This is a genomic window from Pseudoalteromonas sp. SaAl2, from assembly GCF_052947895.1.
On record NZ_CM129605.1, the window covers coordinates 1,369,274 to 1,388,778 of the forward strand.

21 protein-coding genes and 1 pseudogene are annotated in these 19,505 nt (G+C 39.1%); 9 read left to right on the plus strand and 13 right to left on the minus strand.

Annotation, left to right across the window (positions count from 1 at the left end; all coding sequences use genetic code 11):
* Positions 1–49: 49 nt before the first annotated feature.
* Positions 50–745 (minus strand): flagellar brake domain-containing protein, encoded by a 696-nt coding sequence (locus tag ACU8V8_RS06750; RefSeq protein WP_446889224.1) that lies wholly within the window; start codon positions 743–745, stop codon positions 50–52.
* Positions 746–947: 202 nt separating this feature from the next.
* Between ACU8V8_RS06750 and lepB the strand changes: the two are divergent.
* A pseudogene (lepB, locus tag ACU8V8_RS06755) lies at positions 948–1,202 on the plus strand (signal peptidase I); the annotation flags it as partial.
* A 137-nt stretch (positions 1,203–1,339) separates the two neighbouring features.
* Here the strand turns inward: lepB and ACU8V8_RS06760 are convergent.
* Positions 1,340–2,095: an SDR family NAD(P)-dependent oxidoreductase gene (locus ACU8V8_RS06760; RefSeq protein ID WP_256826188.1), complete on the minus strand. Its 756-nt coding sequence runs from the start codon at positions 2,093–2,095 to the stop codon at positions 1,340–1,342.
* A gap of 550 nt (positions 2,096–2,645) precedes the next feature.
* Between ACU8V8_RS06760 and ACU8V8_RS06765 the strand changes: the two genes are divergently transcribed.
* On the plus strand, positions 2,646–3,311 hold the full coding sequence (locus ACU8V8_RS06765) for a hypothetical protein (RefSeq protein ID WP_446889225.1): 666 nt from the start codon (positions 2,646–2,648) through the stop codon (positions 3,309–3,311).
* 3 nt (positions 3,312–3,314) lie between these two features.
* Here ACU8V8_RS06765 and ACU8V8_RS06770 read toward each other — a convergent pair whose 3' ends face one another.
* On the minus strand, positions 3,315–3,485 hold the full coding sequence (locus tag ACU8V8_RS06770) for a DUF6435 family protein (protein WP_446889226.1): 171 nt from the start codon (positions 3,483–3,485) through the stop codon (positions 3,315–3,317).
* A gap of 150 nt (positions 3,486–3,635) precedes the next feature.
* On the minus strand, positions 3,636–5,660 hold the full coding sequence (metG, locus tag ACU8V8_RS06775; RefSeq protein WP_446889227.1) for a methionine--tRNA ligase: 2,025 nt from the start codon (positions 5,658–5,660) through the stop codon (positions 3,636–3,638).
* Positions 5,661–5,836: 176 nt separating this feature from the next.
* Here metG and apbC point away from each other — a divergent pair, with 176 nt between their 5' ends.
* The 4 genes from apbC (at position 5,837) to ACU8V8_RS06795 (ending at position 10,130) form a co-directional block, all read left to right on the plus strand.
* Positions 5,837–6,916 carry an iron-sulfur cluster carrier protein ApbC gene (gene apbC, locus ACU8V8_RS06780; RefSeq protein WP_446889228.1) on the plus strand — a complete coding sequence of 360 codons (1,080 nt, stop codon included), beginning with the start codon at positions 5,837–5,839 and terminating at the stop codon, positions 6,914–6,916.
* A 4-nt stretch (positions 6,917–6,920) separates the two neighbouring features.
* A complete protein-coding gene (gene dcd, locus ACU8V8_RS06785) occupies positions 6,921–7,511 on the plus strand; it encodes a dCTP deaminase (RefSeq protein WP_446889229.1) in 591 nt (196 codons plus the stop codon).
* Between the two features lie 140 nt (positions 7,512–7,651).
* On the plus strand, positions 7,652–7,927 hold the full coding sequence (locus tag ACU8V8_RS06790; RefSeq protein ID WP_446889230.1) for a hypothetical protein: 276 nt from the start codon (positions 7,652–7,654) through the stop codon (positions 7,925–7,927).
* Between the two features lie 178 nt (positions 7,928–8,105).
* Entirely contained in the window at positions 8,106–10,130 is a 2,025-nt protein-coding gene (locus tag ACU8V8_RS06795; protein ID WP_446889231.1) for a putative bifunctional diguanylate cyclase/phosphodiesterase, read from the plus strand.
* Between the two features lies 1 nt (position 10,131).
* Here ACU8V8_RS06795 and ACU8V8_RS06800 read toward each other — a convergent pair whose 3' ends face one another.
* The gene (locus ACU8V8_RS06800) at positions 10,132–10,905 is read right to left on the minus strand and encodes a CLCA_X family protein (protein ID WP_446889232.1); all 774 of its coding nucleotides are present in this window, start codon (positions 10,903–10,905) and stop codon (positions 10,132–10,134) included.
* On the minus strand, positions 10,902–11,507 hold the full coding sequence (locus ACU8V8_RS06805) for a tRNA-uridine aminocarboxypropyltransferase (protein ID WP_446889233.1): 606 nt from the start codon (positions 11,505–11,507) through the stop codon (positions 10,902–10,904). Before ACU8V8_RS06805 ends, ACU8V8_RS06800 begins: the two co-directional genes overlap by 4 nt.
* A gap of 141 nt (positions 11,508–11,648) precedes the next feature.
* On the opposite strand from ACU8V8_RS06805, the gene ACU8V8_RS06810 reads away from it, so the two are divergent.
* Both ACU8V8_RS06810 and ACU8V8_RS06815 read left to right on the plus strand, forming a co-directional pair.
* On the plus strand, positions 11,649–11,993 hold the full coding sequence (locus ACU8V8_RS06810) for an Hpt domain-containing protein (RefSeq protein WP_446889234.1): 345 nt from the start codon (positions 11,649–11,651) through the stop codon (positions 11,991–11,993).
* A 118-nt stretch (positions 11,994–12,111) separates the two neighbouring features.
* Entirely contained in the window at positions 12,112–13,329 is a 1,218-nt protein-coding gene (locus ACU8V8_RS06815) for a pyridoxal phosphate-dependent aminotransferase (protein WP_446889235.1), read from the plus strand.
* 47 nt (positions 13,330–13,376) lie between these two features.
* Here the strand turns inward: ACU8V8_RS06815 and ACU8V8_RS06820 are convergent, their stop codons facing one another.
* From ACU8V8_RS06820 to ACU8V8_RS06835, 4 genes are read right to left on the minus strand one after another with little or no spacing between them, the layout of a single operon-like run.
* Positions 13,377–13,844 (minus strand): glycine zipper 2TM domain-containing protein, encoded by a 468-nt coding sequence (locus ACU8V8_RS06820; RefSeq protein WP_446889236.1) that lies wholly within the window; start codon positions 13,842–13,844, stop codon positions 13,377–13,379.
* Between the two features lie 17 nt (positions 13,845–13,861).
* A complete protein-coding gene (gene lpoB / locus ACU8V8_RS06825) occupies positions 13,862–14,491 on the minus strand; it encodes a penicillin-binding protein activator LpoB (RefSeq protein ID WP_446889237.1) in 630 nt (209 codons plus the stop codon).
* A 10-nt stretch (positions 14,492–14,501) separates the two neighbouring features.
* Entirely contained in the window at positions 14,502–14,927 is a 426-nt protein-coding gene (locus ACU8V8_RS06830) for a YcfL family protein (RefSeq protein WP_446889238.1), read from the minus strand.
* An 8-nt stretch (positions 14,928–14,935) separates the two neighbouring features.
* Positions 14,936–16,309: a COG3014 family protein gene (locus ACU8V8_RS06835; protein ID WP_446889239.1), complete on the minus strand. Its 1,374-nt coding sequence runs from the start codon at positions 16,307–16,309 to the stop codon at positions 14,936–14,938.
* 181 nt (positions 16,310–16,490) lie between these two features.
* Here ACU8V8_RS06835 and ACU8V8_RS06840 point away from each other — a divergent pair, with 181 nt between their 5' ends.
* Positions 16,491–17,357, plus strand: coding sequence for a DMT family transporter (locus tag ACU8V8_RS06840; RefSeq protein ID WP_446889240.1), 867 nt, complete (start codon positions 16,491–16,493; stop codon positions 17,355–17,357).
* Here ACU8V8_RS06840 and ACU8V8_RS06845 read toward each other — a convergent pair.
* From ACU8V8_RS06845 to ACU8V8_RS06855, 3 genes are read right to left on the minus strand one after another with little or no spacing between them, the layout of a single operon-like run.
* Positions 17,335–18,033, minus strand: coding sequence for a M15 family metallopeptidase (locus tag ACU8V8_RS06845; RefSeq protein WP_446889241.1), 699 nt, complete (start codon positions 18,031–18,033; stop codon positions 17,335–17,337). The two genes, ACU8V8_RS06840 and ACU8V8_RS06845, sit on opposite strands and share 23 nt — an antisense overlap.
* Positions 18,030–19,160 (minus strand): succinyl-diaminopimelate desuccinylase, encoded by a 1,131-nt coding sequence (dapE, locus tag ACU8V8_RS06850; RefSeq protein ID WP_446889242.1) that lies wholly within the window; start codon positions 19,158–19,160, stop codon positions 18,030–18,032. The genes ACU8V8_RS06845 and dapE overlap by 4 nt, the downstream gene beginning before the upstream one ends.
* Positions 19,157–19,504 carry an ArsC family reductase gene (locus ACU8V8_RS06855; RefSeq protein WP_446889243.1) on the minus strand — a complete coding sequence of 116 codons (348 nt, stop codon included), beginning with the start codon at positions 19,502–19,504 and terminating at the stop codon, positions 19,157–19,159. The genes dapE and ACU8V8_RS06855 overlap by 4 nt, the downstream gene beginning before the upstream one ends.
* Position 19,505: the final 1 nt, after the last annotated feature.

The following is a 19,505-nucleotide window of genomic DNA, read 5'->3' on the forward strand; positions in this document are numbered from 1 at the left end:
AGAAAATATAACCTGTTATATGAACTGTTTACTATTGACCAGTGACTGGTCAATTAATATCTATTGCATACGCTTCCAGCAGCGATTGCATTTTTTCGCGTTCTTGGTCTGCGAACTCAATTCCAACATTGAGCCGGTTACCTTGCATTTGATTATTACGTACATGCGCACTTATCATGACTGCTTTACTATCTATTGGCGAGAGTAAATGAACAAAAACCCGGCGTTTTTTCAGAGCTAAAAAGCCTGAGTTAACATGCACGGTAAAGCGACAGCCAGTGGCGGAGATATCAATAATGACACCTTGTAATAAGTTTTCACTGTCAAAATGTTGGTCTTTATTGATACTGATTTTTGCTGGGATATGTGTTTGCAATCGGTTAACTTCCCTGAGCTGCCTACTCTCAATTTGCTTAGGGTAGGTGAGATAGAGTAATTTTTCCGGTCTCACCGATATTGCTAAAATTGTGGTGGCAAAAGCAACACATTCACCACGTTCTCCTTCAACAATATAACGGACAATCGCGCCATTGCCTTCTTTGAGTATATCTGAATATTCATTTAGTTTAGCTTGCTTTGGATATTTTAATATCAGATATTTACCTGTTTCATAACCAATTAATGTCAGCTTAAACCTAAACGATAAAGGGTTGGTAAATTGAATATCAATTATTTTTCCCGGTAATAAATTTAAGAAGAATTTAGCTTTGTTTGATGGTGTTGAAAGGTCTTGAGCAATTTCCATATACATTTTTTTATTATATTGTTTCCAATAAGTATTATTTAAATTTGAACAAAAATCACTAGTACAAATGGCTGGTATTGAGCTCAGTTTACATCTTTAACATTCATTCTTTGTTACAAATTCCAGTGAATTGATTTAAATAGAGTCGAGTCCATTAATATGTTACTTAATAAACGGAGATGAGTGTGAAAAATCTATATAAAATTTGCTGGGTATAAAACATAAAATACGCGTGTAGAAGTATGTTTCAAAAATACAATCATTTGATACTATCATTATTCCTAAAGGGTCTTACTTAGCAATGGGTGATAACAGGGAGCATAGTGCAGATTCTCGCGTGAATGGTCTTGTTCCCAGAGCAGAACTACTTGGTAAAGCAAAGTGCGTTATTTCGTCGTTAGATTATGATAATTATTATTTACCTCGTAAAAATCGCTTTCTAAAAGAATTAAATTAGATAGAGTACGCGACATAAGAAAAAGTCGCTGTAAGCTGAGCTTACAACGACTTTTAATTTTCAACCAATAGCAATGTATAAAAACAACTAATTGACGGGCTAAATCAGTGCTGTTTATTCATTGATAAAGGAATGAATTAAATACCTAGCGCTTGTCCGCCACCGATTTGGATGGTTTCAGCAGTAATAAATGCAGCATCTTTACTTACTAAAAACGAAATTACACCAGCAACATCTTCCGGTTGACCAAGACGACCTAGCATGATGCTGTCTTTCCAAGAAGCGAAAACTTCTGGCTTGGTTTCTTTAATTTGAGCGTGGAAAGGAGTGTCAATAGTACCTGGTGATACTGCATTTACACGGATACCTGCAGGTGCAAGCTCTTTTGCTAATGCACGTGTTAATGTATGCACAGCAGCTTTTGAAGTGCCATAGATACCAGCACCAGGGCCGCCTGCATTCCATGCTGCATTTGAAGTGTAGTTAATGATTGAACCACCTTCTGTTTTTTTCATAAATGGTATAGCTGCACGAGACACAAAAAATGCGCTGTCAAGGTTAAGCGCCATTACGAAGCGGAAAAACTCAGTTGTCATGCCTTCAATAGGGCTGCGACCACCTAGACCACCCGCGTTGTTGATCACAACGTCAATTTGGCCATATTTGTTACCAATTGCTGTAACGTTTTCAGTTACTGCTTCATCATTCGTTACATCAAAACCATAATATTCAGCTTCAATGCCCGCAGCTGTTAGTTCTTCAACACGCTTAGCGCCCACTTCATCTTCGATACCGTTAAGTACCACTGTATAACCATCTTCACCAAGGCGTTTAGCTACTTGGAAACCGATACCACCGGTAGCGCCAGTGATTAGTGCAATTTTTTTAGACATATTTAAGTTCTCAGTATTTAGTCAACTAATTAGTGATACCTAAGGGTATGAGCTTAATGCTATTTACTTAAGTAAAGGCTCGTAAAGAAGGCACTCATATTGAGGCTTCCAGTAACTCGATTTGTAATCAAGCTATAAATACCATTTTATTGTAATACAAATAGCTCTGATTTGGAAGTGTGGTTTTAGGTATTGGTAATACACTTTGGTTTAATTTGGTTTGTTGCCTGTAAACTCATGGATAGGAAACTGAGTAAATGAGCTTTTCATTGTTTTTATTGATAAAAACATCAATGTTTTTATCAATAAAAAGAGTGGCAAGTCTATTGACTCTATTTAAAAGCGGACTCATTAATAAATAATAATATTGAATAGATCACCTTCGCAAAATATGTTGTTAACCAATTTTATTTGTTTTTCAACTCGTTTTTCATATTTTGTCTTTTTTTTACTTGTTCTTTGTCTTACAATTAGCGTGATGTGTTACATTAACTATTGGTTGAATATTGGGCGATGCATCATTCTGGCAATGCTATATAAGGAAGATTAAATGAAAATAATGACTGCATGTATAGTCACTGCATTACTGTTCGTCTCTCAAGTTTTGGCACATGAACCAACATCAGATAAAAAATTAAACTCGATAAAATTTGAAAATGCTTATTTTTACAATAGCGAAGGTGAGTTTGCTCAAGAAAAAGCGAAAGATGCAATTATTGCTTTAATGAAATACCATCAATACCCTATATATGAAGGTATCCGTGATGATTTATGGGTAATGGATTATAACGCGGGGCGTTTTGCAGAAGTTGGACTTTCTGGGATCACTTATGAGAATAACCAGAAAAACTTGTACATGCTGCTAGATATCTTCTTATTACCTAATCAAATGCTTGCCGAGCATTGGCATGTAGATGGCGAAGAAACAGCCGCTAAGCGTGAAGGCTGGCTGGTGCGCTGGGGTAAGAGTTATATTGCCGGTGTTGGCGAGAACAACTTGTCTGAATTCCCCCAGGTTGAAATTCCACACATACATTGGGATGGTAAAGTTGAAGCCAAACATATTATTGAGGGCGTGCCTGGCTCCTTTACTAATTTACAGCAGGTATTATCTAAACATTGGCAAATGGCAGGTAAAGAAGGTGCAATAGTCACTGAAGTTGCTAACTTTGCCGACGGTAAAGCGGTTAAACGTTCTGATCCAAAAATGAACTAACCTTTAAGCTGTATCTAATGCTTGGATTTGTTCCAAGATTTTTTCAGCTTGGTGTGTAAGCTCAGCGTAGCGTCGAATATCACCGTTTCTTTGGGCATGCATCGCTTGCTCTAGTTTTATGCTGTAGTCTTTATTCAATTTTTTTAACGGATCAGGTTTGAAGAATGAAAACATGATTTTTCCTTGGTAGAATAAGCGGCTTTGTAATAGTTAGTAGGCTTATACGCGCGATTAAGGAATTTAGATTAAATTAATTTTGCCACAACAAAAATAGTAATAAAAAAGCCGCTATAAAAAGCGGCTGTCTGTAGTCATACCATCGAATTACATTACACGCATGCCAGGCTCTGAACCGTCATCCGGGTTGAGAATATAAATTTCTTTTCCGCCAGGTCCTGCTGCTAAAACCATGCCTTCTGACATACCGAAACGCATCTTGCGAGGTTTAAGATTTGCCACCATCACTGTCAGTTTGCCTTCAATATCTTCTGGCGCATAAGCTGATTTAATCCCGGCAAATACTTGGCGTGTTTCGCCACCTAAATCAAGTGTTAGTTTAAGAAGTTTATCAGCACCTTCAACATGTTCTGCTTTAGCAATTTTAGCTACACGTAAGTCTACTTTGGCAAAATCATCGAATTCGATTTCATCTGCAATAGGCTCTTTTGCAAGTGGGCTATTTGGATCTATTTTATCTTTTTCAGCGAGTAAGCTTTCTTTTGATTCTTCAACCATTTTGTTTACTTTATCCATTTCTACACGTTGCATTAACGGTTTAAATTTATTGATTGCATGATTAATCAACGCAGTTTGTGTGCCTTGCCAAGTAAGCTCATTATTTAAGAAAGCTTCAACGTTAGCTGCCATTCCCGGAAGCACCGGTTTTAAGTAAGTCATTAATATGCGGAATAAGTTAAGGCCTAATGAACAGACTTGATGTGCTTCTTCCTGCTTTGCTTCATCTTTAATTAATACCCATGGTGCAGCAGTATCGATGAACTGGTTAGCTTTGTCGGCAAGAGCCATTATTTCACGAATTGCGCGGCTGTATTCACGGTTTTCATAATGCTGTGCAATACCGTCAGCGGCGGCTTGGAACTCGGTAAGTAGTTCAGGCTGCATAATGGTGTCGCTTAGCTTGCCGTCAAACTTTTTAGTAATGAACCCTGCGCAACGGCTTGCAATATTAACCACTTTACCAACTAGGTCAGAGTTAACACGTTGAGCAAAATCCTCTAGATTTAAATCAAGATCGGTAATACCGCTGTTAAGTTTAGCTGCGTAGTAATAACGTAAAAACTCAGGATCTAAGTTATCTAAGTAAGTACGCGCCTTGATAAAAGTGCCTTTTGATTTAGACATTTTGGCGCCATTTACGGTAACAAAACCGTGGGCAAATACGTTTGTAGGCTTTCTAAAGTTCGCGCCTTCCAGCATTGCAGGCCAAAATAGGCTATGGAAGTAGATGATATCTTTACCAATAAAATGATAAAGCTCTGCATCTGAGCCTTCAGCCCAAAATGCATCAAAATCAATTCCTTTGGTATCACATAAGTTTTTAAAGCTGGCCATATAACCGATTGGTGCATCTAGCCATACATAAAAGTATTTACCTGGCGCACCGGGTATTTCAAAACCAAAGTAAGGGGCATCGCGACTAATATCCCATTGTTGTAGGCCATCAGCAAACCATTCATCAAGTTTGTTTGCCATTTCTTGCTGAATTGTGCCTGAGTGTAGCCACTCTTTTAACATGCCTTCAAAGGCGGGTAAGTCGAAGAAATAATGTTCAGAATCTTTTAATACAGGCTCAGCACCTGACATAACTGAGCGAGGGTTAATTAGTTCAGTCGGGCTATATGTTGCACCGCATGCATCACAGCTGTCGCCATTTTGATCTTCAGACTTACACGTAGGGCACGTTCCTGTGACAAAACGGTCTGGTAAGAAAATGCCTTTTTCAGGGTCGAACAACTGAGAGATAGTGTGCTTTTTGATGTGACCTGCTGCATTTAAACGATTATAAATTAATTCGCTAAACTCTTTGTTTTCTTGGCTGTGAGTGCTGTGGTAGTTATCAAACTTGATATTAAAATCAGCAAAATCACGTTGACGCTCTATGCTAACGTTTTTTACCATTTCTTCCGGCGTGATCCCTTGTTTTTGCGCATTGAGCATAATTGGCGTGCCGTGGGCATCGTCGGCACAAACGTAATATGTTTCGTGACCTTGTAGTTTTTGAAAACGTGACCAAATATCAGTTTGAATGTATTCCAATAAATGGCCTAAATGAGTTGGACCATTGGCATAAGGTAATGCGCTGGTTATAAGGATCTTTCGCTGTGCCATAATCATTCCGAATTGACGGTTCCGGTAAAGGAACGGATGAAAATCATAATTTTTATCACTAAACTGTAACGCGAGCGTACAAGACTAGCCGATATTTATTAATTGACTGGTGTTAATGCCCTGAATGTTACATAATTCCGAGGCAATTTTCATCAAAGAAACGCTATTTTATTGCTATGTTTGGACTGTCAAAACTATTCTCTTCTAAATCGGTGCAAAAACAACCGATAATTGCTGCCTTAGCCGCTTATCGCAGTGCTGCATTTGCAGTAGGTATTGATGAGCAGTTTATTAAATATATCCACGGTAAAAATGATAAATCTTTAATTATTGAACTGATTTTACCGTTTGCTGCCCGCTCAGAAATGAACGCTTTAGCGGCGTTTGTCAGTGAGCAACTAAAACAACCCGTGGAAATTAGTGCAACAGTTGCGTTACCTGCACAGTATAAATTCAAAAAAATAAAACACATTGTATTAGTGGCATCAGGCAAAGGTGGCGTTGGTAAATCTACAACTGCGGTTAATCTAGCCGGTGCATTACAGCAAGAGGGTGCTAAAGTAGGTATTTTAGATGCGGATATTTATGGTCCATCAATCCCTATGTTGCTTGGATTAGCTGGCGCTACGCCCAAAGCAAAAGATGATAAGCACTTATACCCATTTGATGCTAATGGAATTAAAGCTCAGTCTATAGGTTTTTTAGTGCCCAGTGATGATGCCACCGTGTGGCGTGGACCTATGGCATCCGGCGCATTAACCCAGTTATTGAACGAAACTCTCTGGGGTGAGCTAGATTACCTAATCGTGGACATGCCACCAGGTACTGGCGATATCCAACTCACTATGAGCCAAAAAGTGCCCTCAAGCGGTACAGTTATTGTTACTACCCCACAAGACTTAGCACTTGCCGATGCACAAAAGGGCATAGCCATGTTTAACAAGGTAAATGTTCCGGTGCTTGGCTTAATAGAAAATATGAGCCACTTTATATGTACGCATTGTGGCGAGCCAAATCATGTGTTTGGTAAAGACGGTGCGGTTAAACTCGCGCAGCGTCATGGCGTACCTGTACTTTCACACATTCCACTGGCGATAGATATTCGAGAATATTCAGAGCGAGGCAAATTAATTGCCAATGACAACGAGGCGGCTATCAGCAGTACTTATGCCGGTGCCGCGCGTTTAATAGCAAGCCAGCTTTATTATCAACAACCCCATCAGAATCCGTTAGAGATTGTGATTACGGACGATTAAAATAATGAGATTATCAGATACCCATATTAAAGAATACATTGCACAGCAACGCATTATTATAGAGCCAAGCCCAAGTGATGAGATGATTTCAGGCGTGACAGTTGATTTACGTTTGGGAAATAAGTTTCGTGTTTTTCAAGATCACACAGCCGCGTATGTTGATTTAAGCGGGCCCAAAGATCAGCTTAATAAAGCAATGGAATCGATAATGAGTGATGAAATTGTGCTTGATCAAGAGCAAGCATTCTTTTTACACCCAGGTGAACTTGCTTTAGCTATCACTCACGAGAAAGTTACTTTACCCGCTGATGTAGTAGGGTGGCTCGATGGGCGTTCATCACTAGCGCGTTTAGGATTAATGGTGCATGTGACAGCACATCGAATTGATCCCGGTTGGTCCGGTAATATTGTGTTGGAGTTTTACAATTCAGGGAAATTACCGTTGGCACTTAGACCTATGATGAAAATTGGGGCGATGAGTTTTGAGACGATGTCAGGTCCTGCCGCTAACCCGTATAACATTCGTAAAGATGCAAAGTATAAAGATCAAAATAGCGCGGTAGCAAGTCGGATTAGCGACGATAAAAACGAATAAAAGTCATATTACAAAAAGAAATTAAAAGAGCCTGAAATCAGGCTTTTTTTGTTTTTGGGGCACAGATTACAGTTTTGTACTGGCATTTATAAATATTCCTTCCATACTTTAGTATAGCTCAATCGACACATGGAGTGAGAGTGAGGTATATAAACACGTTGTTTAAGGTTTTTATTCTGGCTGTACTGTTATTTGGCAGTGTTGTTAGCCCACGTGTGCTTGCATCTGTTGTTGAAAATGCAGCTGTGCTTCGCAGTGATACTTTGTCTGATACACTTCCGCCATTTGAACAGTTAATTCGCACTGCTGAATTTAAAGATGTCACATCATTTAATTTGCCCCCCCAGCAAGGTTATTGGTTGCTGTTTGAGCTAAACGAGTTGAGTAACAAGCACGACCATATTTTTATACCTTGATGGTGCACAAATTGATACTGTTGAGTATTATTTATTAGATAGTGATTTTGCATTATTAAATTCAGTCTCTCACCGTCATGCTGCTTATCTTGATAAAATAATTCCACATAGCGTGTTAAAATCAGGCTCGAATCAAAGTTGGGCAGCGGTTTATCTTAAACATAGCCGCAGTAGTCAATTGGCTATTAACATAGTCCCTGAGCAGGTGTTTTATAAGCTCGTTGAGCAGCAGTTGTTTACTATCTTAGCCCTAACAGTTTTACTTTTAGTTGCTATGGCAATCAGTTGTGCATTTTATTTTTTATCACGACGTATTAAGTTTGTTTATTTATTCGCATACTTATTGTGTTTACTGGTTGGCATGCTAGCAAGTAAAGATGTATTCATATTTATTGATGCAACGGTTCCTATCAGCTTTGCTGTGAAGGTTAGTGCTGCAAGCTTCATTGCTGCACTTGGTTTTGCATGTATGTTTCTTATGCGCTCGAGCTATGGGCGAAGAGAAATTATCATCGCAAGAGTAAGACTGCCACTGATATTGCTGACTGTTTTTGGGTTGAGTGTTATCGCGATTATCTTACCGTATGACTTTGCTATTTATCTATTGATGGCAAGCTTTATTACTGAATCAGCCATTCTGATATATTTATACATGCAATGGAAAGAAACTCAACCTTCTTGTAGTGGCAGCTATTTTCTTGCTTGGTATGTGATCATTGTTCAAGCGGTTGTGTGGCAGTTAACTTTGATGCTGCAGCAATCGTTACATTTACTAAACGATATCTTTATAGTATTAAATACCTGCGTGTTTATCGGTACAGTATTAATTCAAGATAGATTACGTATTTTGCAATACAATTATAATCTGTTACATGATGATGAAACTGCACTGCCCAATAAAAAGCTGCTACTAAATTGTCTTCAAAGTAAGGTAAAGTTATCCCAGTCGCATTCAATTATTTTATTTCAGCCTGCTATATTGTTAGACGCCCGCGCTAACTTTGGTTATGAACATGCGAATGAGCAGATAAAAATAACAATGGCTAAATTAGCCCATCAGTTGAGTGTAATAAATGCAGAAAAAATAGAAGCGACAGAACTTAAAAGTCACTATATAGCGCGGCTTGATGATAGTACATATGCATTTGTGGCTAACGGGAAATTGGAGTTGAGCCAAATAGAGCAGTTTGTATGCGTTACGATGGCGGTATTTGCCGAAGGAATTAGCCATAACAGCAACCATTTTGTGAATAAAGTTGACATAGGAGTGGCAAATTACCCGCTACATGCTGTAAATGCGGAGCAGTTAATTCAACGCGGCTTGCAAGCATTGAGCGTAAAACCGCTTCATGGTGAGCGTTGGCATATGTATGATGCGCAAAACTCAAGTTTGTCGCAATACCGCCTAGAAGTTGCATCCTCCTTAAAAGAAGCCATTGAAGAAAATCAATTAAGATTATTTTTTCAACCACAAATTTGTTTAACTACAGGTAACCTTCACGGCGCAGAAGCTTTATTACGTTGGCATCATCCTACATTAGGGCATGTGCCACCAGATCAATTCATTCCCATTGCGGAATCTTCAGGAATGATTTTTGAACTGACAGAGTGGGTGGTTGAGCAAGCTTTAGCATATCAAAAAGAAGTACAGGCTATTTACCCGGATCATATTATTTCCATCAACATATCGGCCAAAGATTTATTGCGTAAAGAGTTACCGGTATTATTTTTAACGCTTTTAAATGAGTATCAAATAAATGCCGCAAATGTGATGCTTGAGCTGACTGAGTCAGCAACATTAAATGATGGTGTAAACATAAAAACAGCTTTAAATGATTACAGATTGATAGGGCTAAAAATTGCGATTGATGATTTTGGCACTGGTTATTCTTCATTAGCTTATTTGAGTAAAATGGGTTTTGACGAAATAAAAATAGATAAGCAATTCGTGATGAATATTGAGTACTCTAAAAATGACCAAACAATCTGTCGTGCAACGTGTGATATTGCTAAAAGCTTGGGTTCTTATGTGGTCGCAGAAGGCATAGAAGACATACAAAGTTTAAAACGACTCAAAAGCTTTGGTTGCGAAATTGGCCAAGGTTATTATTTTTCCCGGCCATTAGCATTTACTGATTACCTTGCATGGCTTGAAAATAACTTACAAACGCACACTAAGGTCGATATATACCAGCTGAATTGATTTAGCGAATTAATAACGCGCCTAAACCATGAAAATAATCGTCGAGTGCTTGTTTGCTTTGTAGGATGTGTTCAGCATCTGGATAAACTAGCTCTGAATTTGCTAAGTTATCAACCAAAAATAGATTAGTTATTTTCTTATCACTCGCAATACATGCTTCAAAGCAACGCGCTGCTAGCTCTTCAGGCATGCTCATATAAAATGATTTTTGTTGTTCATCGATTAACATTGAGCGCTTAACGTAGTCATTTGTTTGCAATGTGTCACGGCTTAAAAATACGTTCTTGTAAAATTCATTGAGAGCACTGTTGAGCGGATGGCTGTTGTTAATAGGCTCTTTAAGCCATAACTTGGAAGCAAAGAAATGAGAGCTGAAATCAGGGTATAGGTGGCGTGTTATATGATGATCAAAGGCATGAAACCACTCATGGGCAAGTGCACCTCCGCCAGCGTTTTTAGCGAGGGCTAACGTTTGTGTTGTACTATTATAATGAGCCTGAACATGCTGTTGCCCGCCATGACCAAAAGCAAAGTTTAATTTACCTCTAAGTCCAATGGCATTAGGTGGTAGCTGTAATATTTGTGCTAAATCCGCTAATGCATCATAAATCAAATTTGCGCTGATATAACGCTCTTCTTTAGTGACCCATTTTCCAACAACCATAGTGCGAAAACCAAAAGTGTTTTTAATATCGCTGAAGTCAACTTGGTCATCAAAACGGTAATCAGGCCCTTGCCGGTAAAAGCCGCGTTTTAATCGATTGGTGTAGATCATGGGTTTAAATAACGTGTTTTTACATGCTCTGGCATAAATTGTGTTTGTTTATCATTGAGTGCATCTAAAACTTGATATAAGGAGGCAGGTTCACATTGCTCTATCAACATCAGGCTATGTGCAACGGCTTCTAAACTCGATAAACTATCAGCTCTAGGTGCTTTACGAATCCTATATCTATTAGCAGGAACAGTGGCAAAGCTCACTTTTTTAAACTCGTTTAGTTTGGGTGTTAATTGCATTATTTTAAATGCTTTTTTCCAAGTGCCATCCAAGACCACTAAATGAGTGAGTTGTTCACAAAATAGTTTAGTATGAGAGTTTATTTTATCGAGCAAGATTGCATCGTGATCGGGGTAAAGTAAGGCTGTTGTGGTTACTGGTAGTGTGTCTAAAATTTTAAAATCTTTATCACTTTCACCTTGTACAAGAGTGCAGCGTTTCAGACATAAATTAAGTAGCTTTGCTGTATTTTTAGTTATTTTTAATTCACTTGGATGCTGCAAGATAATAATGTTAAGTTGGTTTTGCACTGTAACCAGATCATCACAAAGACAAGTTACGGCACTATATTGGCATTTATCACATACGGTGCGAGACATAAAAATAATCTATTATTATAACAATTAGTTTGAAAACACTGTAATTATACGCTTAATATATCGATAAAGTGGATTTTTTTCTAAAGAAAGTTAAAGTAATTAAAATGTGCATGATAGTACACAGAATAAAAAGGAAATAAAATGAATACAGTCGTTATTGATGAGAGTGCACTACAGAGTATGGAGTCATTACTTGGTGAGCAATTTAGCGATACATTGACCTTTTGTTGCGCTGAATTTGAACGTTTAGCCGCAGAAGTGTTAGTCACTATTGGGAAAGATTTAGAAGCATCTATTCGTCATGCGCACAGCTTAAAATCGAATGCATCTCAGTTTGGGGCAACAAGTTTGTCTGATGTAGCAAGAGAGATAGAGCAAAGCCTTACGAATGGTCAGCAAGAGCAAGCAATTACGGCTTCAAAGTTGCTGGATGAGCAAGTTGAAGGCTCTAAACAAGCCTTAACCGATTGGTTATCTACACGCTAAAAGATTCGTTTTATAAAAACTACTTAGGTTGAACAAATTTCAATTCACAAAGGACAACACACGCTAGCATTTTGATCCTCTATTAGGTTAATCTAGGTATTCACTAGTAGAGGTAGAAATGTCACAAATTAAAAAGAGTCACAAATTAGAAGGTGTTTGTTATGACATTCGCGGGCCTGTTTTAGTACAAGCACGTAAAATGGAAGATGAAGGCCAAAAAGTATTAAAATTAAATATTGGTAATCCAGCGGCATTTGGTTTTGATATGCCAGAAGATATGCATCGCGATATTATTCGTAATTTATACTCAGCCCAAGGTTATTGTGATTCTAAAGGCCTCTACTCAGCCCGTGTGGCTATTTATCAGCACTACCAACAACGCGGCTTATATAACTTAGAAGTAGATAACATTTACATCGGTAATGGCGTCAGTGAACTTATCCAAATGACCACACAAGCATTGTTAAATAATGATGATGAAGTGCTCATACCTGCTCCGGATTACCCACTTTGGACAGCATCAGTAAAGTTGGCTGGTGGAAACCCAGTACATTATTTGTGTGATGAAGAACAAGACTGGTTTCCTGATATTGCAGATATACGCAGTAAAATCACCTCAAAAACAAAGGCGCTTGTACTTATAAATCCAAACAACCCAACAGGGGCGGTTTATACTGATGATTTGTTACAGCAGCTTATTGATGTTGCTAGAGAGCATAAGCTATTGCTGTTGAGTGACGAAATTTACGAAAAGATTTTGTACGATGGGGTAAGTCATAGCTCTATAGGTGCTTTGTGTGATGATGTGCCAATAATTACATTTAACGGCTTAGCCAAAACATATCGTGCAGCAGGCTTACGCATGGGTTGGATGGTGCTAAGTGGTCGTATTGATTTGATGGACGATCTAAGTAAAGGCCTAAATATTTTGGCTTCTATGCGGTTATGCGCTAACGTGCCGGCCCAATATGCTATTCAACAAGCACTGGGTGGGGTGCAATCTATAGATAGCCTAATAAACCCTGGAGGGCGTTTATACGAGCAACGAGACATTGCATGGCATGGCTTAAATGCAATTGAGGGTATAACGTGTGCGAAACCACAAGGTGCGCTTTATGCGTTTGCAAAAGTAGATACGGAACGCTTTAATATCAAAAATGATGAAAAGATGATTTTAGATTTACTTAAAGCAGAGAAAATATTATTGGTTCATGGTAGGGCATTTAACTGGCCTAATCCAGATCACTTTAGATTGGTTTTTTTACCCAACAAAGATGACTTAAAATCGGCAATGGGCAAGATGCATCGTTTTTTTACTCATTATCGACAAACTTGATTTACAAACATAAAAGCGAGCAGTCAGTGCTCGCTTTTACTATCACCCTAATAGGATTTATCAACTCTAACTGTGTTATCAGATAGATAGACCAAACGAACATCATCGCCAGTATTAAAGCGCATATGACTGTCTACGTCTTGTACCACCATAAATTGCTCACCGTTTTCGACTTTTATCATCAACTCAACTAAATGGTATTCATTATAATGACTGGTTTGTTGTTTATTGTGGGCAACGCTTCCACCAATCACCGAACCTAAGATAGTGGCAGCGGTGCGTCCGCTACCGCCACCAAATTGATTTCCAATAACACCGCCGAGCAAAGCACCGCCAAAGGTTTTCCAGCCATTTGCTTTATCTTGTACCAACTCTTGTTCGGTGATATTGCGTACTGATCTTACCTCGCCAAATAACACCTGTTGCACTGGCACTGCTTTGTTTCGCTCATACGCTGCAAAACTCGGCGCAGTAAATAACAGTGTTGTACACAGAACTAACCCTGATTTTTTCATGGTTTTCTCCTTAGCTATTACCAGCCAAAGGTTGATTTTTCACGCGTTTTACGTATTTCAGTTTCATCGGCCCATTCAACTAAACCACTTTTTAGATCCATTAAACGCATTGTGAACTTATAATACACATCAGCTTTATCTTCGTTAGATTTAACAATGCTCGATAAGTTGCCATAAAGCATGTACTGCGCACCCACTTGTTGTCCAAATGCAACCGCAGTAGATGGATCAACCAGTGCGTCTACGTTTTGAAAATTTAATTGCTCACGTATTGCTTCGACACGGCCCATATCAACAAAACGGAACTTACCGCTGCGTAAAAGCTGAGTCGAGATAGAGTCAGTAATTGATTCAGTATCTATATGCTCACTGGTTTTGTTTTTTATACGTTCGACAAATACGATAGGGCGACTGTTAGCTGTCATAGTCCCTACTACAGGGGATGAAAGTAGTGAATCTGTCATTTGTGTTGCTACTTTTTGTAAATCAGTAGAACCAAAATTGATATCCGTGGTTTCAACTGCTTGTGCATCGCCGTAACTGACGACTGCTTTATTAGCACAACCGGCTAAAGTGAGCACACTTAAACCTACTAAAGCAAACCCTGACAGCTTATTAAAAGTCGTTTTTTGATGAATTGTATTCATGTTTATTTCCTTAATCTTCAAATTCTTGTGCTTCGGTGGAAACTTCACGTACCGCGAGCGAAAAAGTAACGGCGTCAGAAGTAGGTGCAAGCCCCGGCAATTGTATATTGGCAAAACCAAACAATGTAAGTGCCTGCCAAGGAGAATGATTCCCTTTTATTACAAAGCCATCATTGTCGTACCATGTAAATTGATATTGTAAATACTGAGATTTTTTATATTGACTCGACAATGTAACAACAACATCAGTTAGTTGATTTGTCTGTCGCGTCTTAACGTCTGTAATGGCTAATTTTTTTCCAAGCTCAGGGTTGTTTACTTTTAACTGTTGCTGATATTGTGCACTTGATTGCTCCACTGCAACACCTGATGTTGTTGGTCTGCTGGAACATCCTGCAAGTATACATACCGCGAGTATTGGAATTAAAATTTTCATGGCCGCTCCTAAAGTTGCACTACATGAGAGTTAAAGTAATTATTAATAGAGGTTAGGTAAATCAACGTTAACCCTTGCTTACTAACTTCAAAGTTTATATCTGGGTGATTGTTACCAATGTTTAGTGTATGGGTTCCTGCTGTAATATCCGTACGTGCAACACTTATTTGATTTGGTAAAGTTAACCAGCTTCGGGTATCAGCTTGCTCAGATGCTAAGTTATAGATATTTGCTAAGATATTCCCAACATCACCACCACTTCTGGCAAGTTCAGCTCGTACTTTTTCTTTTGCAACTAAGCGTAAAACCTGGCGTGTAACACGTGCAGGCGTTTGCTCTTGTAATGTTTTAGCTGCTAACGCCTCTATACGCACCAAAGGGCTAAGTGATACATTTTGACTGGCAATCTTTATTTGCTCAATCGCAGGCACAAACGCACTGTCTTTATAAACTGGCATCGCTAAACTGTAAAAGCGTGCGTCACCTCGAGAGGTGTAAATGGGTAAACGTAATACAAATTCATCTTTTTGAGGCACCAACCCTTGCTCAATAATTACAACTACCTCGCCATTGCTAGTTGCTTGCTTAGGTTGACCAAAACGCTTGATAAATTGTTCTAAATCTTGCTCAAAGCCTTGTTGTTTTGCTAAACGCATGACACCTTGCTGTAAGTAACGGTTGTCCGGGTTTATTTCCAATGCTTTTTTATAATCTATGTAAGCATCATCGTATTGTTTGTTACTTTGATAAAGTAGTGCGGATAAATAAAACGTAAAGGCATTTTGGTAGCCATTTTTTACGTTCTTAATTATCTCATCCATACTCGGATAATGTTTTTGCGCTTCCTTAACTGTGGCATCAATTTCACCTTGGTTTTGTGCTAAAGCATCAATTTGTACTTTGTTAGCTCGGCGTACTTCAACCAGTGCACCTTCTATATCATTATTAAACACATAGTTAAGTGCTTTATAGCTGTGTAGCATACTCATTTCATAAGGCGCTGGCTCATAGGCAATCACAGAGTCGTTGGTTAGTAATGCATTACTTTGTTCTAGACCGCTAGATAATTGCACTTTGGCTGCTTGGCGAATGTTTTCCATTTGCTGATACACAGTTTCGTAATCTGTTTGTGCTTTGCTATTTTGATTGTTTAAATCATTTAAACGCCCAAGCTCTAATTGATTGAGCAAATAGTTGCTATGCGATTGCGAATTATTGGGTAAAAGTTGTTGAGCTTGGGTAACATCATTTACACGTATTGCTTGGCGTACTGGGTTTATTTGTGTTGCATAATCAGTGAAAAGATCACCAAAGCCCACTGTACTACAGCCGCTGAGACTCGTTAATATTAAACCCAACCCAACAATAAAACGGTGCTTCACACGTCACTCCTTTATGCTTTTAATATAGATTAGCATAGTCTTATTAACGGTTGATGATAAACAATGTAAAAATTCGTAGTATCAATTGATATTAGCCTATATGGGTCTTATGAAAACTGATACCCTGCTATAGCTTGTTTCACAGCTCAAAGTCAAAAAAGCCAGGTAATAAGGAATAGATTTGAAAGCAATAATATATACAGTGCTTGCGCTTGTTGCCTTTGCAGGTAACTCTTTACTAGCACGGATGGCATTAGCTGAGGGGGCTATTGATCCATGGAACTTTACGTCGATACGTTTATTCAGTGGTGCGGTGTGTTTAGGAATTATATTATTAATACAACAAAAAGGTTTGGTAATTAACAGCACGGATATTACCCAAGAGCGAGGGAGTTGGCGAAGTGGTGTGAGTTTGCTTGTTTATGCGCTGTGCTTTTCTATTGCCTATGTTGAATTAGATACGGGAACGGGTGCTTTAATATTATTCTCGGCGGTGCAATTGACCATGATAGGGTGGGGTATCTTCAACAAAGAGCGTTTTTCAATGGTACAGTGGTTAGCGTTTTTTGTGGCGCTTGCAGGTTTTGTTTATTTAATGATGCCATCCGCCGCGGTGCCATCATTGTTGCCGGCGTTATTAATGACCTTGAGTGGTATTGCTTGGGGAGTTTATAGTATTCGTGGTAAAAGCTGTACGGCGCCTTTAAAAGCGACAAGTTATAATTTTGCTAGAAGCATTGTAGCCTTACCTGTATTGATGATTTTAGGGTTTATGGCGGTATCTCAAATAAGTTGGCAAGGAGTTTTACTTGCGTGTGTTTCAGGCTCTGTGGCGTCAGGGCTCGGTTATAGTATTTGGTATATTGCTCTTCCATTATTAAAAAGCAGTCAGGCAGCAGTGGTGCAATTATGCGTGCCTGTCTTGGCGGCTATTGCAGGTATGATATTTTTAGATGAGGCGTTAACGGTGCAATTTGTTATAGCCAGCGCCGTGATCCTTGGCGCTGTATTGGTTTTTCTGATGGCTAAGTCGGCGCCGACACATTAGTAACATAGCGTTCATATAATTCGGGTAGGTGGGTCAAAATGGTTTGCTTACCCAGTATATCACTTTGCTGAATTTGCTTACTAAGCACCTCGATATTGATTGCTTCACACATAATATGTGATTGCTGAATATGACTGATGTGCCAAGGTTCAGGTGCTACCCCGCCTAAGTTTTTCTCATAAGGGCGGAAAAAACCATACTTAGCAAGGTTATCGTTAAGCCAAGCTGTCATTGCTGAAAATGGACCCGCATGTTCATATTCGTGTGGCTCAAGTTGTAATTTATAGTCTTGCTCAATGGCTGCTTGATCAAATATATCAACATCAGTACCAAAATGGTGTCGGCTCGCGCCGGGCAATGCACTATAGAGTAATATTGCATGGCAAATATCGAGTTCAGATAACGTTGATAAATCAACGGGCTGTTGGTTTTTATCCAGTACAGGACGAGTACCCGAGAATTTAGCATTCCAAATTGAACTTTGTCGCTCAAAATCTCTAAAGCTAGAGGCTATTGCAAGCTCAAAGCCAGCTTGTTTTGCCGCGTTTTGCAATGCTATAAAGTCATCAACTATACCGACATGAATACGGTGATTAGCAAAATCAACCAAATGTGCGTCACTGCAACCCGTTGCGCATACAGATAATTGTAACGGGCTTAGTGATAAGGTGGTCATACTAATAGCTTCTCCAATATTTGTTCATAAATATCACACAATTCGATTAGGTCATCGGTGCTTACACATTCATCTACTTTATGAATGGTTTCATTACGAGGTCCAAGTTCTATTACTTTAGCGCCTGTCTGCGCTATAAAACGGCCATCTGATGTGCCTCCCGAGGTTTCAAGTGCAGTATCAAGGCCTGTTACTGATTTTATAGCTGCAACAGTGGCCTCTATTAATGGGCCGCCTTCGGTAATAAATGGCTGGCCATTCACGATCCAATTTAGCTCATAATCAAAATCATAGTCTTGTAATATAGTATTAACACGTTGCTGCAATTGCTGATGTGTAACTTCTGTACTGAACCTAAAATTAAATTGGATCTCGAGTTCGCCAGGGATCACGTTGCCAGCTCCAGTACCGCCATTAATATTAGATACTTGAAAACTGGTTGCCGGAAAAAATGCGTTACCATTATCCCATTGAGTTTGACTAAGTTCGCTAAGCGCAGGCGCTGCCAAATGGATCGGGTTCTTAGCAAGATGCGGGTATGCGACATGCCCTTGTACACCTTTAACCTTCAAAAAGCAGGTCAAAGAACCACGGCGGCCGTTTTTAACCACATCGCCTAACATGTTGCGAGAAGAAGGCTCACCGACTAAACACATATCTATTTTTTCGCCACGCTGTTCAAGGGTATCAATTACTTTAGTGGTGCCATTGATAAACGGGCCTTCTTCATCGGAGGTGATCAAAAATGAAATAGAGCCTTTATGATCAGGGTGCTTAGCTACAAACCGTTCAGTAGCTACAATCATCGCAGCCAAAGACCCTTTCATGTCAGCAGCGCCGCGACCATGCAACATGCCATTTTCTACTAGCCCTGAAAAAGGTGGATGTTGCCAGCTTTGCTCAGGCCCTGTAGGTACAACATCAGTATGGCCAGCAAAACAAAAGTGAGGTGACTGTTGTCCTTTTCTTGCCCACGTATTTAGCGTATCGGTAAAAAACAGTGATTCAATATTAAAGCCAAGTGCTGCTAATCGTTCATTCATCATTGCTTGGCAGCCTGCATCTTCAGGAGTGATAGAGCGACGTTGAATAAGTGCTTGGGCAAGTTCAATGACAGGGTTTTTCATAGGCTAAAAATCTCGTCAAATTGAGCGGGTTTAAAGCCTAAATGATAGCTTTGATCATGGATCATAACAGGGCGTTTGATCATTGCAGGCTGCTCCACTAATAAACTGAGAGCAGTCTCTTTGTCTAGATTTTGCTTTTGTTCATCAGATAATTGGCGATATGTTGTGCCACGTTTATTCACTAAATCTTGCCAATCAATGTGCGCTGCAAACTCTGTGATCATCTCCAGGTTTACACCATCTTTACGGTAGTCATGAAAAGTGAAATCTATGTTTCTGTCGGTTAAGTATTTTTTTGCTTTTTTTATCGTATCGCAATTATTGATACCGTAAAGTATGGTCATA